This is a genomic window from Candidatus Accumulibacter cognatus (assembly GCF_000584975.1).
Lineage (GTDB): Bacteria > Pseudomonadota > Gammaproteobacteria > Burkholderiales > Rhodocyclaceae > Accumulibacter > Accumulibacter cognatus.
This window is the reverse complement of sequence record NZ_JDST02000030.1, coordinates 61,446-77,491: the sequence shown is the minus strand read 5'-3', so window position 1 is coordinate 77,491 and position 16,046 is coordinate 61,446. Positions and strand designations below refer to the sequence as shown.

At 59.8% G+C, this 16,046-nt stretch carries 11 protein-coding genes; 5 read left to right on the top strand and 6 right to left on the bottom strand.

The genetic code is table 11. From position 1 onward, the window contains the following. The 5 genes from AW06_RS06450 (at position 1) to AW06_RS06430 (ending at position 8,116) form a co-directional block, all read left to right on the top strand. On the top strand, positions 1–1,455 hold the full coding sequence (locus tag AW06_RS06450) for a potassium transporter TrkG (RefSeq protein ID WP_034947388.1): 1,455 nt from the start codon (positions 1–3) through the stop codon (positions 1,453–1,455). 60 nt (positions 1,456–1,515) lie between these two features. After that, positions 1,516–2,592: a uroporphyrinogen decarboxylase gene (gene hemE / locus AW06_RS06445; protein WP_034947385.1), complete on the top strand. Its 1,077-nt coding sequence runs from the start codon at positions 1,516–1,518 to the stop codon at positions 2,590–2,592. Between the two features lie 342 nt (positions 2,593–2,934). After that, entirely contained in the window at positions 2,935–4,932 is a 1,998-nt protein-coding gene (locus AW06_RS06440; RefSeq protein WP_034947382.1) for a primosomal protein N', read from the top strand. Positions 4,933–5,197: 265 nt separating this feature from the next. Beyond that, a complete protein-coding gene (locus tag AW06_RS06435) occupies positions 5,198–6,736 on the top strand; it encodes an exopolyphosphatase (protein WP_273704444.1) in 1,539 nt (512 codons plus the stop codon). A gap of 27 nt (positions 6,737–6,763) precedes the next feature. Then, positions 6,764–8,116 carry a hypothetical protein gene (locus tag AW06_RS06430; protein ID WP_034947379.1) on the top strand — a complete coding sequence of 451 codons (1,353 nt, stop codon included), beginning with the start codon at positions 6,764–6,766 and terminating at the stop codon, positions 8,114–8,116. 69 nt (positions 8,117–8,185) lie between these two features. Here the strand turns inward: AW06_RS06430 and AW06_RS06425 are convergent, their stop codons facing one another. The 6 genes from AW06_RS06425 to urtC all read right to left on the bottom strand — a co-directional run bounded on the left by AW06_RS06425 (position 8,186) and on the right by urtC (position 15,993). Beyond that, positions 8,186–9,385: an MFS transporter gene (locus AW06_RS06425; RefSeq protein WP_034947376.1), complete on the bottom strand. Its 1,200-nt coding sequence runs from the start codon at positions 9,383–9,385 to the stop codon at positions 8,186–8,188. Between the two features lie 60 nt (positions 9,386–9,445). Further along, positions 9,446–10,351 carry an ROK family protein gene (locus AW06_RS06420; RefSeq protein WP_034947374.1) on the bottom strand — a complete coding sequence of 302 codons (906 nt, stop codon included), beginning with the start codon at positions 10,349–10,351 and terminating at the stop codon, positions 9,446–9,448. Positions 10,352–10,745: 394 nt separating this feature from the next. Continuing rightward, on the bottom strand, positions 10,746–12,950 hold the full coding sequence (locus AW06_RS06415; RefSeq protein WP_034947474.1) for a SulP family inorganic anion transporter: 2,205 nt from the start codon (positions 12,948–12,950) through the stop codon (positions 10,746–10,748). 412 nt (positions 12,951–13,362) lie between these two features. Continuing rightward, entirely contained in the window at positions 13,363–14,055 is a 693-nt protein-coding gene (urtE, locus tag AW06_RS06410; RefSeq protein WP_034947371.1) for an urea ABC transporter ATP-binding subunit UrtE, read from the bottom strand. 7 nt (positions 14,056–14,062) lie between these two features. Then, entirely contained in the window at positions 14,063–14,905 is an 843-nt protein-coding gene (urtD, locus tag AW06_RS06405) for an urea ABC transporter ATP-binding protein UrtD (RefSeq protein WP_034947368.1), read from the bottom strand. Further along, a complete protein-coding gene (gene urtC / locus AW06_RS06400) occupies positions 14,902–15,993 on the bottom strand; it encodes an urea ABC transporter permease subunit UrtC (protein WP_246148256.1) in 1,092 nt (363 codons plus the stop codon). Before urtC ends, urtD begins: the two co-directional genes overlap by 4 nt. Positions 15,994–16,046: the final 53 nt, after the last annotated feature.

The following is a 16,046-nucleotide window of genomic DNA, read 5'->3' as shown; positions in this document are numbered from 1 at the left end:
ATGCAACGTTATTATCCGGTGATTCGGGTTCTCTCGCTGGTGATCTGCATGTTTGGCCTGACCATGCTGCTTCCCCTGGCCTTGTCCTGGGCGACGCAGGACGGTGCCGAGAGTGCCTTCGACGAGGCTGTCGTGTTGACGGTCGGGACCGGTCTTGGGTTGTGGTATGCGACTCGCAGGGAAAAGCGTGACCTGACGATTCGCGACGGTTTCCTGATGGTCGCGCTGGTATGGACGGTCTTGCCGGTCTACGCCGCACTGCCCTTGGTCTTACAACTTGGTGCGAGTTTTACGGATGCCTATTTTGAAGCGGTCTCTGGTCTGACCACGACCGGTGCAACGGTTTTCGAGGGACTGGACGCGGTACCTGTGTCGATCAATTTCTGGCGTTGCCAACTGGTCTGGCTCGGAGGCATGGGCTTGATCGTTCTGGCGGTGGCGATCCTGCCCTTACTCGGAATCGGTGGCCGCCAGATGTTCAAGGCGGAAACTCCAGGGCCGATGAAGGACTCGAAAATGACTCCGCGCATGGCTGAAACGGCAAAGGGCCTGTGGTTGGTCTACACATTGATCTCGATCGGCTGCATTCTGGGCTACCGTTGGGCCGGCATGTCCTGGCTCGATGCGATCATGCACATGTTCAGCACCATGGGGCTCGGCGGCTTCTCCAGCCACGACGCGAGCTTCGGATTCTTTGATTCGCCGACGATCGAAGCCGTCAGTATCGCGTTCATGCTGATCGCGGGCTGCAATTTCGCGACCCACTACATCGTTCTTTCAGGTCGTTCGCTGCGCCCTTATGTGACCGATCCGGAAGCCGGGTCCTTTCTCCTGGTCACCCTCGGCAGTGTCGTCGCGATCGCCGTCTTTCTCTATGAGCATGAGGTTTATCCGAGCTTTGTCGATGCGCTCAGGTTTTCCGCCTTCAATGTCGTCTCGATCGCGACGACCACGGGATATGCCAACACTGACTATGCCCTGTGGCCTATGTTTGCTCCGTTGTGGATGTTGTTTCTGTCGAGCTTTGCGACCAGCGCGGGTTCGACAGGGGGTGGTATCAAGATGATCCGGGCCATTGTGCTCTACAAGCAGGTCTACCGCGAACTGACACGCGCCATGCATCCCAACGCCGTGCATCCGATCAAAATCGGCAGCGAAGTGGTGCCTCCCAACATTCTCTTCGCGGTGTTAGCTTTTGGCTTCATGTACATGGTGTGCATTGTCTCGATGACGCTGGCGCTTTCCTTCTCCGGGCTCGAGATCATCACCGCCTTCTCGGCGGTCGTCGCGAGCATCAACAATACTGGGCCAGGTCTCGGCGAAGTCGGTCCGGCGAACAACTTCAGCGGTCTGAGCGACTTCCAGACCTGGGTGTGTACCTTCGCCATGCTGCTTGGGCGCCTCGAAATCTTCACCTTGCTGGTGGTCATGACTCCGGCTTTCTGGCGCAAGTAGAAGCGAAAAAGCGGATAATCGCGGTTTCGCAGCATATTTCCCGCTGCGGCGGAGCCCAATGTGACCCGACCCTGCAACGACACTTTCCTGCGCGCCCTGCTCAAGGAACCGACCGAGTACACCCCGGTCTGGCTGATGCGGCAGGCGGGCCGCTATCTGCCCGAATACTGCGAAACGCGCCGGCGTGCCGGCAGTTTCCTGCAGTTGTGCAAGAGTCCGGCCATGGCCTGCGAGGTCACCCTGCAGCCGCTCACGCGCTACAATCTCGACGCTGCAATCCTTTTCTCGGACATCCTGACGGTGCCCGATGCAATGGGACTCGGGCTTTATTTCACCGACGGTGAAGGACCACGCTTCGAACGTCCGCTGCGCGAGGAATGGGCGATCCGCGATCTGACCGCGCCGGACCCCTGGGATCATCTGCGTTACGTGATGGACGCCGTCGCTGAAATAAGACGGGCGCTGAACAATACCGTGCCGCTGATCGGTTTCTCCGGCAGCCCTTACACTCTCGCCTGTTACATGGTCGAAGGTGGCGCGAGTAGCGATTACCGGCGCATCAAGGGCATGCTCTACGATCGTTCGGACCTGCTGCATCGCATTCTGTCGGTCACTGCCGATGCCGTCAGCGCTTACCTCAATGCCCAGATCGAGTCCGGAGCACAGGCAGTGATGATTTTCGATTCCTGGGGCGGCTCGCTTTCGGCAGCCGCTTATCAGGAATTCTCGTTACCCTACCTGCGACGCATCGTCGGTAGTCTGATCCGCAAACGAGCAGGGGAATATGTTCCGTCGATCGTGTTCACCAAAGGAGGGGGACTGTGGCTGGAATCGATTGCAGACATCGGCTGTGATGCAATCGGCCTCGACTGGATGATCGATATAGGTGACGCGCGCCGGCGGGTGGGTCAGCGGGTCGCCCTGCAAGGCAATCTCGATCCTGGCGTGCTCTTTGCCTCTCCCGATCGGATAGCCGCCGAGGCCAGGAGCGTGCTGGACAGTTACGGTCCGTACAACACCGGTCATGTCTTTAATCTTGGGCACGGGATTTCCCAGTTTACGCCACCCGAAAACGTGGCCGCTCTGGTCGATGCAGTACATACCCATAGCCGTCTCCTGCGTATAAAAAACGAATAAATCGTGGTCTACCGGTTGACTTATTCACAGAAATGCCCACCACTTTTGCTGTCTGCTGAGAGCCCCTTGGAACCCCCGGCATGTTTTTTTAGTTTATTGATTTAAAATGATTTTGTAATCGCCTATTTTTCCAGCGATCGGCTGAAACCCTTGTGAACAGAGCCTTTGCTCCACTTTTCGGCAAGCTGATCCACAGAGTTATCCACAGAATTGTGTATAGGCCGGAAAGCTGAGATAACTGAATGCCTTAGCTCGCATCACGAGGAGTAGAGAGATCTTTTCCCTGCTGGAAAAGCGCGATGACCCCCAGCAAATCAGCATTTCCCGGATCGGATCCATTGCATGCAGATTGCCCGTGTCGCTCTTGACGTGCCGCTGCGCCGCTTCTTCGACTACCAAGTTCCCGAAGGAGAGCAGTTGTCGGTGGCGGACATTGGCTGTAGGGTTCGTGTACCTTTCGGTCTACGCCAGAAGATCGGTATCCTTGTCGGGATCCCCACCGCAACGGACGTTCCGCGTGCACAACTCAAACCGGTTTACAGCATTCTTCGCGAGTTGCCGCCGTTGCCGGCCGCCTGGTTCCGTCTGACCGAATTCTGTGCGGACTATTATCACGCGCCGCTTGGGCAGGTGATGCTGTCTACCTTGCCAGCCGGACTGCGTTCGCTTGCTCCACCGAAAGCCAGGCCACGCTGTCAACGGATCGGTGACCTGCCAGCACAGCCGGCGCCGGTTCTGACCTGCGAACAGAAAGCCGCGCTGACTCTACTGGCAGCAGGGGATGCCCGTGCCTACCTGTTGCACGGTGTGACCGGCAGTGGCAAGACCGAAATCTATCTGCGCTTGATCGAACGCTGCTTGGCGGCAGGACGACAGGCTCTCCTGTTGGTGCCGGAAATCAACCTGACACCGCAACTCGAAGCCCGGGTCACGGTTCGCTTCCCGAATGCTGGGCTGGTCAGCCTGCACAGCGAGTTGGGCGAGACTGCACGCAGCCGTAACTGGCGGGCCGCACTGACCGGCGAGGCGCGTATCGTCCTGGGCACCCGCCTTGCAGTGTTCACTCCCTTGCCCGAGCTTGGTCTGATCATCGTCGATGAAGAACATGACCCGTCGTTCAAACAGCAGGATGGGGTTCGCTATTCGGCACGTGACCTGGCCGTATTCCGAGCCCACGATAGTGCCATTCCGATCGTCCTCGGGTCAGCGACTCCCTCACTGGAGAGTTGGGCCAACGCCAATGACGGGACCGGCCGTTACCACCTGCTCTCGCTTCGCGAGCGGGCCTTCGAAGGTGCTCGCCTGCCGTTACTGCGATGTATCGATACGCGCTTCGACAAGTTGAAGGATGGACTCTCCGGAGCATTGCTGCTGGCCATCGAGCAACGTCTGGAGCGTGCCGAGCAGAGTCTGATCTTCCTCAATCGGCGCGGATATGCTCCGGTGATGGCCTGTACCGCCTGCGGCTGGACATCTCGTTGCCATCGCTGTGCCGCCAACCTGGTTCTGCATCTCGCTGACCACTGCCTGCGCTGCCACCACTGTGGCTTCGAGGAGCGCATCCCAAAACCATGCCCGACCTGTGGAAACCAGGACCTAAATACCTTCGGTCGTGGTACGCAGCGGATCGAAGCGGTCCTTGCCGAGCGCTTCCCGCAGGCACGCATCCTGCGCGTCGATCGTGACTCCGCAGGAAGCCGCAAGCAATGGGAAGCCTCCGTGGCGACTATTCAGAGGGGCGAAGCCGACATTCTAGTTGGCACACAGATGCTGGCCAAGGGACATGACTTTCCGAAACTCACACTGGTAGGAGCAATCGCTCCGGATGCCGCCTTGTTTGCCGCAGACTGGCGTGCCCCAGAGCGACTGTTCGCACAGTTGATGCAGGTGGCTGGCCGTGCTGGCCGTGCAGACCGACCAGGAGAAGTGTTACTGCAGACACAGTTTCCAGAACATCCGCTTTATGCCGCGCTGGTTCGACATGACTATCCGGCTTTCGCTGCCACGCAGCTCAAGGAGCGGCAAAGTGCCGGCTTTCCGCCCTATACCCATCAAGCCATGCTGCGCGCAGAAGCTCCCCGGATGGCTGAAGCTCTGAACTTTCTTGCTGCTGCACGCGCCTGCCCGGAGTCGGAAAATGACCCGCTGGTAATCCATTACGATCCAGTGCCCATGCGCCTTGCGCGACGAGCCAGCCTTGAACGAGCTCAGTTGCTGGTCGAGTCGCCATCACGGCGAGTCTTACAGCGATTCCTCGCCCGCTGGGTGACCCGGCTCGAAACCATCAGGGCACCCTCCCGACTACGATGGCACCTGGAAGTCGACCCCCTGGAGTTCTGAGCGTTGCCTGAGAGCCGTCGCCGAGGCTTTGTGCATTTCCCGGCAGTGCCTACGGCCGCCGAGATTGACTTCGGCCCGGGGGTAGAGATACTCCTGCTAAGGATGCGCATGGCTGCTTTTGAATGTGCGGAATTTCACGTTGTGGCGAGAACCGAGCCCTTATGCTTACTGATCCTTAGGTTAGAGATATGTTCTGTGCTGCTCAGACTTGGCAGTGCAGGAGCCGAATAGTGGTATTGCTTGAACCATTTGGAGAAAAGCCAAGGTGTCATCCAATTTTGTAGCGGCAATCGACCTGGGCTCGAACAGCTTTCACATGATCGTTGCCCGCATCAGTAATGGACATGTGCAGATTCTTGACCGTTTGCGCGAGATGGTTCAGCTTGCTGCTGGTCTGGACAGACACAACCGACTATCCGCGGAATCGCAACAGCGGGCGCTCGATTGCCTAGCACGTTTTGGCCAGCGACTGCGGCACATTCCGGCGGCGCGCCTGCGCATCGTTGGTACCAACACACTGCGACAGGCACGCAACAGCGCCGGATTCGTCGCCCGCGCAGAACAACTTCTCGGCCACCGGGTAGAGATTGTCAGCGGTCAGGAAGAGGCGCGGCTGATCTATCTTGGCGTCGCGCACAGCGTCGGCGACGTTGCCGCTCAGCGCCTAGTTGTCGATATTGGTGGCGGCAGCACGGAACTGATCATCGGCGAACAGTTCGACCCCCTACACTTGGCGAGTTTGCGCATGGGTTGCGTCAGCCTGACCCGTGCCTGCTTCACCGACGGTCGAGTTACCGCTGCGCGTCTGCGCAAGGCTGAACTGCTCGTCCAACTGAACCTCGAACCCGTTCGTGAGGAGTACCTGGTACACGGCCTGCAGACAGTCACCGGCGCATCCGGATCGATCAAGGCCATCCAGGATGTCCTCATCAGCGAAGGCTGGAGCCGCGAGGGAATCACGCTCGAAGGACTGCGGCAGCTGCGTGCGGCTTTGCTCGAAGTACGCGACAGCACGGGGGTGGCTCGCCGGTGGCATCTGGAACCGGCGCGTGCGCGCGTCTTCGTGGGCGGTTTCGTGGTCCTGCACGGGTTGTGTGAGGCGCTTGGCGTCGCACAGATGGATGTTTCGGAAGGGGCCCTGCGCGAAGGCCTGATCTATGATCTTCTCGGCCGCATCCGCCATGAAGATGTCCGCGACCGCACCATTGCTGACGTCATTCGGCGCTTCGATCTCGACGAGGCCCAGGCGGAGCGCGTGAGCGCGTCTGCGCTCGATCTGCTGCGGCAGGTTCGCGTACCCTGGAAGCTGGCCGGTAAGGAAGCCCGGAGCGTGCTCGAACGTGCGGCGCGTCTGCACGAGGTTGGCTTGTTGCTGACCCATGACCAGTACCACAAGCATGGGGCCTATGTACTGGAACATGCCGAGCTGCCTGGCTACTCGCGTAACGACCAGCAGTTACTGGCGGCGCTGGTCAGACGCCACCGACGCTCATTTCCCTCCGACGCCTTTGCCGATCTGCCCAGGGACTGGGAGCGCCGTGCCCTTCGTCTGTGCGCCCTATTGCGTCTGGCGGTAGTGCTGCATCGCGGTCGCAGCAACGATCCACTGCCAGCGATCGGTCTACAGGTGGAGCAGCAGAGAATGTACTTGTCTTTTCCGCCAGCCTGGCTGGACAAACACCCGCTGACCCATGCCGACCTGCAGATCGAAGCTCGCCTGCTTGGCAAGGCCGGCTTCGAGTTGCAGCTTGGCAGTGCCGCGGCGCTATCGCTGCCTGCACTCTCGTCAGATGCCTCAGAATGAGTGCGCGCTACGTGCCGACTCTGCTGTATGCCAGCGTGCCAGCACATCGGCCGTGTCAACCTGGCCGTGCGTTTCCTGGTCAGGGCGAGGGCCGCCGCCGATTGCGCCTGCGATGACAACGTCCCTGCCCGGTACTGGGCCGTATCTCTGATGTGTCGTCGTCGCTGGGTGTTTGCGCTGCTATCGCTGCCTATCGCCATGAGTTTCTTTTTGCTCGCCGCCAGTGATCCGGCACCATTGGTCAGCCGAGACGAAGCGATCTTGCCAACGTCGGTTGCCGCAGCCAGACGCCTGTTGGTCAGCAATGACCCGCGCCGGCTTCGGCGGGGTGATGAGCGAACGGCAGTCATTCCAGCGGCGTTGATTGATACCGCGATCAACTATTTCGCAAGCCGCAGCCTGCGGGGGCGCGCTGCCTTCATCCTGGGTGATGATCACGCCGAAATCCGGCTGACCATTCGGGCACCTGGAATTTCTGGACCCCGCTACTTCAATCTGAGCGCGCTCTTCCAGGAGGCAAGGGGTGAACCACGGATAGTCGCCGCTTCGCTTGGCGCCTTCCCGATCCCATCTGCGCTGGCCGAATGGTTGATCGCCTCGGCAATCAGTATCGCCGGTTTTTCGGAGGAGTGGACGATTGCCCGGCAGGCCATCCGGCGTCTGGCCTTCGAGCCCGCTCGTGACAGTGTCGAGCTGACCTACGTTTGGGAACCGCGCCTGCTCGACCGTGCCAGGTCGATGGCGTTCACGCCGCAGGATATCGTTCACATGTACGCTGCCCAGATGGCTCTAGCGGGCCTTCTCGACCACTATACTGCACGCGCTCGTGTTCCCTTGAGCCAAATCCTGGCTCCGCTGCTGGCCCCCGCAAGCGACCGGACCCTTCCGGATAACCGCGCGACACTGCTGGTTCTGGCAAGCTATCTGGCGGAAAAGAACTTGGCGATGCTGCTGCCGGAAGCAACAGGGTGGCCGCGTGCGCGCCGAGTGAAACTGACCCTGCTCGGCCGTGAAGACAGTGCCCAGCATTTCGGAATTTCGGCTGCCTTGGCTGCCTGGGCCGGCGAGCCGGCAGCGAATGCGATCGGGGTTTACAAGGAAATCGATGACTCCCGGAAAGGGAGCGGATTCTCGTTTGCCGATCTGGCGGCAGATCGTGCAGGAACACGCTTTGGCGAGCTTGTGGTCGATGACTATCCGCGCCTGTACAAGGTGCTAAGCGGGACCGTGACGGACGCGGACCTGCTTCCCTCCCTTGCCGGGTTTCCCGAGTACCTGTCGGAAGCCGAGTTCAAGCGCCGTTTTGGCGACCCGAATGCCTATTCACAACAGACGGCCGAGATCGAGCGTCGCCTGGCCGATCTGCCCCTGTATCGCTGACTGAACTGTTGCGCTTCGGGGTTCTCGCGAAGCATCCGGATTCCGATCCACGGTTCCTGCCGCGTCTGCTTAGCGCGGTCGGCGGCTGGCAATGCAGAACCAAGCATAGGCGGTCGATTGTATTCCGAGCAGGACCAGAAAAGCGCTGCGGTGAGCCAGGGCCGGATTTTGCCCCAGCTGTTGTAGCAGGTCGATCAACAGACCGAGTCCCCATTGCACCCCAAAGGCGCCGATGAAAACCATCAGGTTCAGGGCAGTATTGACTCGACCCGAGAGCGCTACCGGGAAACCGGCTGCCGCCTGCGAATAGACCAGGGTGCCAAAGCTCGAGAAAGTGCCGTAGGCGATCCAGAGCAGGTGTGTTTGGGAAAGCGCTTCGGTGGCGATCAGGGCGAGCATCAGCAAGGAAAGGCCGACTCCGGCAGCGAGCAGCATCACCGGCTGGATGCCACGTCTGGCCAGACCGGTCGCCAGCAGGCCAATCAGGATATAGGCAGTCAACATGGCGACGCTCATGCCGGCCATATGGTCGGCGGCGGCTGCGCGGCTGTAGCCGTTCACCTGCATCAGCCAGGAAATCGACCACAAGCTTTGCACGGCCATGAAGCCACCGGTCAGCGTCAGGCCTATGGGCACGAAGCGCCAGAAATGTGCGCTCCCGAACACCGCCTTGACGCCGGCCAACTGTGCAGCAAGGGACTCGGGTTTGCTCTGGCTGTACTGCTCCGGAATGCTGAAGAATAGCCAGATGGCGACGGCGAGAGTCAGGCCGGCCAAGGCGAAGAAAATCTCACGCCAGCCGGAAACCTGCAGGGCGAATTCAAGCGGTGCCGTGGCCGCCAGTGCTCCGAGGCCACCCGAAGTCATGATCCAGCCGGTCAGTGAAGCCTGTCGAGAGGGGGGAAACCACAGGGAAAACGCCTTGAACGCGGCCATCAGGCATGCCGAAACGCCGAGACCGATCAAACCGCGGCCAATCGCCAGTTCAGCAACACTCTGACCAAGGGCAAAAACCGTGGCGCCAGCCGAGGCAATCAACAACAGACCGGATTCGACACGGCGCGCCCCAAAACGGTCGAGCAGCATGCCGAGGGGAAGTTGTGCAGCAGCGAAGGAGAGGAAGTAGGCGCTGGTCAGCAGGCCCAGTCCACCCGCGCCCAGGGTGAGTTCCTGCGTCAGTACCGGACCGATCACCGCATTGGCCGTCCGGTAGAGATACGAAAGGAAGTAGGCGCCCGCAAAGGGCAGGAACAGCTTCAGCCACAGCATGTCAGAGTTCCTGCGTCGATGTCCGTCAGTCCGCCGCCGAGCAACTGGACGGTTGCCACCTCAACGCTCGTTCCAGAGCCAGGCGGCACCCCGCACGCCGGAGGAATCGCCATGAACGTTGCGCAACAGGCGCGTGTTTACCACATCGGAAAAGACATGCGCGGCCCACAGTTCTGGAACCCTGCGGTAGAGGCGATCGATGTTCGATAGGCCTCCGCCGAGCACGATCACGTCCGGATCGATGATATTGACCACCTGCGCGAGTGCCTTGGCCAGACGCCGCTCGTAGCGTCCGAGTGTGGCATCACTGCTGGGGTCTCTTGCACTGGCACGCGCCACGATTTCCTCCGCTGCTAGCGATGGACCGCCATGACGCAGGTGGTCAGCACACATTCCCGGACCCGAGAGCCAAGTTTCGATGCAGCCGTAGCGTCCACAGTAACACTTTGGCGGCATCTGGTTTTCCTCCTCAAGCAGCGGCAGCGGATTATGGCCCCATTCGCCAGCAATGCGATTGGCGCCAGTGAGTACGCGCTGGTGAACGATAATGCCACCGCCCACGCCGGTTCCCAGGATGACCCCGAATACAACTTCTGCGCCATATCCGGCACCATCGACTGCCTCCGAGAGAGCGAAACAGTTGGCATCATTGGCCAAGCGGACCTTGCGTTGTAAGCGCTCTTCCAGGTCGTACCGCAGCGCCTTGCCGATCAGGCAGGTGGAATTGGCATTCTTGATTCTGCCGTCAAGCGCAGACTCGGCACCGGGGATGCCCAAGCCGACACGACTATCCCTTTGCGCACGTTCGTTTTCGACCGCTTCAACCATTTCCGCGACTGCTTCGATGGTCTTCTGGTAATCGCCCTGCGGCGTTGCCCGGCGTCGACGTAGTAGCATGCGACCCGATTCATCCAGGGCCACCAGTTCGATCTTTGTGCCGCCGAGGTCGATTCCAATTCGTAACATGATGAATGATATAGATAAGGATAGCCCTATTCGGCATGGGTGGATTGGAGATTTGCTACGATAGCACGCGCAGTCGTGAATTTCGCAGTTGTCTTGCGAGCCTTGCAATAGGACGCTGTTCCCCAGTTCCTCGGCAACTGTCAGTACTCGAATAACGCCCGCATCATTGCGCTGGTCTGCGCCATGTTCGTCTCTATCACCTCAGACTTTCGGTACCGCGAGGGATCCATGATTGCTGTTACTACAATGCACAGCGGCGGGATTGGACTATAGTACCTTTGGCGGGATGCTCATCGCCATGGCTCTGGGAGAAAACCCATGGTCGCTCATCAGATTGACTTGCTGGCCTTGATCATTATGCCGGCCCCCAACCCGATGATGCGCCAGGTCTCTTCTACTCCTGCATCGCGAGCAGTTCCTTGTCGGCGTAGCTCAGGCGCAATGCCAGCACTTGGGCAATGGCCTGCATCAAGTGAAAGGCGAGCCGTCGGTGCTCTTCGCACAGTTTCTCGAAGCTCTCCCGGTGCAACACGTAGAGTTCGGTATCCTCCATGGCCGTTGCATCGGCGCTGAAGCTGACCGCCCGAGTGACGAAGGACAGGCCGCCAACAAAATCGCCACGCCCATAGGTCAGGCGGTGGCGGCTGCTGCTCGTCCCGGGAACGGGCGTGGTGATGCGCACGGCACCCTTGCGTATGAGAAACAAACGATCCGCCGCATCGCCGGTAGAGAACACCTTCTCGTTCTTGGCCACCGAACAACGTTCGAGGCACTCGACAAGCGCGATCAGTGAATCTTCCTTGGAGTCCTTGAAGATTTCCATTTCATAGATCTCGAGCGGCGGCACCTCGGCAACCTGCATCAAGTTCTCCGCGAGAACCTGATCTTCAACCCATTCGACCGCATCGTCGAGTTCTCCGAATATCTTGACATGATCGGTATTGGTCGTGAGTTCCATCTGTTCAAACAGTTCGGCAAGGTTCTTTCCGTTGGGCAGGGTATGCGTCAAGCCGCTGAAGACCAGGAAAGCCTCACGTTCAATCAATGAGTCCCTGATCTGACTCAGGAGATGCACCGCCGTGACGTCAACCGACTGGACACGGCGCATGTCGAGCACGATGTAGTTGCGCTTGCTCAATTCAGGCTCGAGGGCAGTGTAAAGCTGGTCCTTGGTGCCGAAAAACAGGCTGCCCTGCAGTTCCAGGATGGTGGTCCGGTCTCCGCGCTGTTCGAGCAGGTCCATCTCTTGTCCCAGACGCACCCGCTTCGAGAAACGTTCTCTACCACTGGCCTTGCGGCGAATGACCGTGCTCATCAACTGCTCGCGAATGAACAGGAACATCGCCAGGGCAATGCCCACCGCTGACGCTGCGATCAGGCTGTAGGCGAGCGCCACGGCTACCACGGCCATGATCACCGCGAAGTCAAGCATCGTCCACGAGGATTCGAGCAGGTGGAGGCTCTTGATGTCGATCATCCTGATCCCCACGACAATCAGAATGCTCGCCAGGGCAGCGACCGGTATCCAGGCAATGAACGCTCCCAGGGCGAGAAACGCGAGCAGCGCCAGTACGCCTTCAACGACTCCGGAGATGCGTGTCTGACCGCCACTCGCAAGATTGACCAGGGTCGCGCCCATTTGTCCTGCCCCTGGCATTCCGCCGATACAGGCCGAGCCGACATTGCCGAGACCTTGCGCGATCAGTTCGCGGTTGGAATCGTGGCGACTGCGCGTGAGTGCATCGAGCACGACGGCCGTCTTGAGCGTATCGATGGACAGCAACACGGCCAGCGTCAGTGCAGTCCCCATGAGAGAAGCGATCTGGCCGAGCTTGAGTTCGCCGATGTCCCGCCAACGTCCGGTAACCGCCTCAAGCATGCCAGCAGCGGAACCGCCAAGTGGCCCGATGATCAGTTTGTTGCCTTCAAGGACCAGCATCGACTCGTCCACGAAGAGTGCCAATCCGAAATAGCTGAGCACTCCAGCCAGCAGGCCGAGGATGGCTGCGGGTATAACGCGGGTAAGCAAAGGCGCTCCAAGCATCACAGTTGCCGTGACGCCGCCGATCAGTACGCTCTGCCATTGCCATGTCTGCGGTGAGGTCAGCGTCCGCCACAAGGACTGGTTGCCGAACACGCCGAGGAATTTTGGAATCTGGCTGCCAATGATGATCAGGCCCACCCCGGTCAGGTAGCCACTGACCACCGGAAACGGAATGTATTTGATTAGGCTGCCGATCCGCATCAAGCCCAGAAGAAGCTGAATCAGTCCGGCCACCAGGCCGAGGGCAGTGAGCCGCAGCACGATGAACGCCGGGTCTACGTCCTGTTGGACGAGTTCGATGGCAAACGCCGAGAGTACCGCTGCTGCGGGTGCACACGGCGCCGTGATCAGTCGATTGGTGCCTCCCAGACTCGGCGCCACCAGGCCGAGGGCGGCCGCTCCGAGAATCCCTGCGAGTGCGCCCAAACCGGCATAAGCTGGACCAATCGAGGCATAAATGGTGACGCCAAAAGCGATCGCCGATGGCAGGGCGACGAGCATCGCCGCGAGGCCTCCCCAGAAATCGCCGACCAGCTTGTCATTCTTGAAACTCATTGCCAGATCCATGGTACAGGCCCTCCATTCAGACTCTTGCTATCAAAAAACCCTCTTTCCGATACCCTCCCTTGTTCAAGCACAAGCGACAAATGACCAGGCATTTCGCCTAGCAAATTACGATCGTATCACGGTGTCACCGGCGGATCAGGTTTTTGACGCCAGAGCGGGCGATGACTGGAACTGATCGCAGTCATCAGTGGATGGTAGCCAGCGATCGTCAGACGGATCCGGGCAAGCGGTCAGTATTTTGATTCTTCGATGGAACGTTCGGGCAGAGAGCCGACGAATGTTATCGTCGCCCAGTGTGCTTGCCGGAAGATAGAGAGACCAGAGAAACGTGACGGTGGGGCTGTCGTCTCGGTGATCGAATGGGCGCGCTGTTCCGCTTCCTCGTTTGTTGCGGTTGCCGCTAAACCGCCAGCGCCGCCAGGACCCCGTCCTTATCCATGTCTTCGCCGCGTCCGCGCATGATGATCTCGCCTCGTTCCATGACCAGATATTGATCCGCCAGCGAGCGGGCAAAATCATAGTACTGCTCGACAAGCAGAATCGCCATTTCGCCGCTGGCGGCGAGTGAGCGTACGGCGCGCTCGATGTCCTTGATAATCGATGGCTGGATGCCTTCGGTGGGCTCGTCGAGAATCAGCAGTTTCGGCGCCATCGCCAGCGCGCGCCCAATCGCGAGTTGCTGCTGCTGCCCACCCGAGAGGTCACCACCGCGTCGGCGCAGCATCTGCCGCAATACCGGGAACATTTCGAAGATGCGCTCAGGAATCGGCGTGCGGCCTGGACAGATGGCGAGTCCCATCAGCAGATTCTCCTGTACCGTCAGACGCGGAAAGATCTCGCGTCCCTGCGGCACGTAGCCGATGCCGGCCTTGACGCGCTGGTGCGAGGCGGCGCGGGTGAGGTCGTGGCCGGCGAACTCGATACGCCCGCTCTTCGCCGGCAGCAAGCCCATCAACGACTTCAGCAGCGTTGATTTGCCAACGCCGTTGCGCCCGAGAATCGCCGTCACCTTGCCGGCTTCGGCAGTGAAACTGAGGTTGCGGAGGATGTGGCTGCCGCCGTAGTACTGATTCAGATTGTCTACATTTAACATGGTGGTTCTAACGCCCCAGGTAGACTTCAATCACGCGCGCATCGGACTGGACTTCCTCGAGGGTTCCCTCGGCAAGGACGCTGCCTTCGTGCAGGACGGTGACCTTGCTGCCGAGCTGCTTGACGAAAGCCATGTCGTGCTCGACGACGACCAGTGAATGCTTGCCGGCGAGCGACAGGAAGAGTTCGCCGGTACGTTCGGTTTCCTCATCGGTCATGCCGGCGACCGGTTCGTCGAGCAACAGCAGCTTCGGTTCCTGCATCAGCAGCATGCCGATCTCCAGCCACTGTTTCTGGCCGTGCGACAGCAGACCGGCCAGCCGGTCTGCCTGGGCATCGAGACGAATCAACTGCAGCGTTTCTGCGATCCAGTCGCCGGCCGCCGAATCGAGCTGTGCAAAAAGGCTCCGCCAGACACGCTTGTCGGTCTTCATCGCCAGTTCGAGATTCTCGAAGACCGTGTGATTCTCGAAAATCGTCGGCTTCTGGAACTTACGGCCGATCCCGACATGCGCAATCTCGGGTTCGGAGAGACGCGCCAGATCAATCGTCTGACCAAAGAAGACACTTCCTTCGTCGGGCCGCGTCTTGCCGGTGATCACGTCCATCATCGTAGTCTTGCCTGCGCCGTTGGGCCCGATGATGCAGCGCAGCTCGCCGGCGTCGATTGCCAGTGACAGCTTGTTCAGCGCCCGGAAACCGTCGAAGCTGACCGTGATGTCTTCGAGATATAGGATGACCTTGTGCGACAGGTCGAGTTCACCCGGTTTGAGCAGGTGTCCGAGTTCGGCGGTGCCGCTGTCCCAGTCGGGGTTGTCATGATTGTTCAACTGGAGATCAATGGCGTTCATGCCTGGACTCCTTTTGCTGCCGGTGCCAGGGGATGGCTATCACGCTTCATCCCGGCGCGCAGTTTCCGGCACAGGCCGACGATGCCCTGGGGGAGATACAGTGTCGCGACGATGAACAGGGTGCCGAGAAAGAACAGCCAGTATTCGGGAAAGCTCACTGTAAACCAGCTCTTCGCGAGATTGACGATGAACGCGCCGATCACCGGACCGATCAGTGTCCCGCGCCCGCCGACGGCGACCCATATGGCGATTTCGATCGAATTGGCGACCGACATTTCGGACGGGTTGATGATTCCCACCTGCGGCACATACAGCGCACCGGCAACGGCGCACAACACCGCCGACAAGGTCCACACGAAAAGCTTGTACCACAGCGGGTTGTAGCCGATGAACATCACCCGCGATTCAGCGTCGCGGATTGCCGTCAGGATGCGGCCGTATTTCGAAGTCACCAGGGTACGGGCGAGCAGCAAGGTGCCGAGCAACGCCAGCGCTGAAAGGCCGAAGAGGACGACGCGCGTCTCGGGGGCAGTGATCGAGTAGCCCAGGATGCGCTTGAAGTCGGTGAAACCGTTGTTGCCGCCGAAACCGGTTTCATTGCGAAAGAAGAGCAGCATCGCCGCATAGGTCAGGGCCTGGGTGATGATCGAGAAATAGACGCCCTTGATGCGTGAACGGAAAGCAAAGTAACCGAACACGAAAGCGATCAGTGCCGGCACCACGAGTACCAGCAGCGCTACCCACAAGAAGCTGTCGCTACCGACCCAGAACCACGGCAATTCTTTCCAGTCGAGAAAGACCATGAAATCCGGCAGGTCGCTCTGGTAACTGCCGTCACGGCCGATCTGACGCATCAGGTACATCCCGAAGGCGTAGCCGCCGAGCGCAAAGAACAGGCCGTGCCCGAGCGAGAGGATGCCGCCGTACCCCCAGATCAGATCCATGGCCACGGCGACGATCGCGTAGCAGAGAATCTTGCCGATCAGGGTGATGAAGTAGGTCGACAGATGCAGCGGATGGTCGGGTTGCAGCGCGAGGTGCATGATCGGAACGGCAAGCAGCGCGAACGCTGCGAACAACCCCGCCATCTGCCAGCTGCGCGCGTCGAAGCTCTGACCTATGCGGACGATCAAAGGGGTTC

What these genes read in the sequence shown, in the direction of transcription:
- AW06_RS06450 (WP_034947388.1), top strand. Translation starts at nt 1, where the DNA reads ATGCAACGTTATTATCCGGTGATTCGGGTTCTCTCGCTGGTGATCTGC.
- AW06_RS06440 (WP_034947382.1), top strand. Translation starts at nt 2,935, where the DNA reads ATGCAGATTGCCCGTGTCGCTCTTGACGTGCCGCTGCGCCGCTTCTTC.
- AW06_RS06430 (WP_034947379.1), top strand. Translation starts at nt 6,764, where the DNA reads ATGCCAGCGTGCCAGCACATCGGCCGTGTCAACCTGGCCGTGCGTTTC.
- AW06_RS06425 (WP_034947376.1), bottom strand. Translation starts at nt 9,385, where the DNA reads ATGCTGTGGCTGAAGCTGTTCCTGCCCTTTGCGGGCGCCTACTTCCTT.
- AW06_RS06420 (WP_034947374.1), bottom strand. Translation starts at nt 10,351, where the DNA reads ATGTTACGAATTGGAATCGACCTCGGCGGCACAAAGATCGAACTGGTG.
- AW06_RS06415 (WP_034947474.1), bottom strand. Translation starts at nt 12,950, where the DNA reads ATGAGTTTCAAGAATGACAAGCTGGTCGGCGATTTCTGGGGAGGCCTC.
- urtE (WP_034947371.1), bottom strand. Translation starts at nt 14,055, where the DNA reads ATGTTAAATGTAGACAATCTGAATCAGTACTACGGCGGCAGCCACATC.
- urtD (WP_034947368.1), bottom strand. Translation starts at nt 14,905, where the DNA reads ATGAACGCCATTGATCTCCAGTTGAACAATCATGACAACCCCGACTGG.
- urtC (WP_246148256.1), bottom strand. Translation starts at nt 15,993, where the DNA reads ATGGCGGGGTTGTTCGCAGCGTTCGCGCTGCTTGCCGTTCCGATCATG.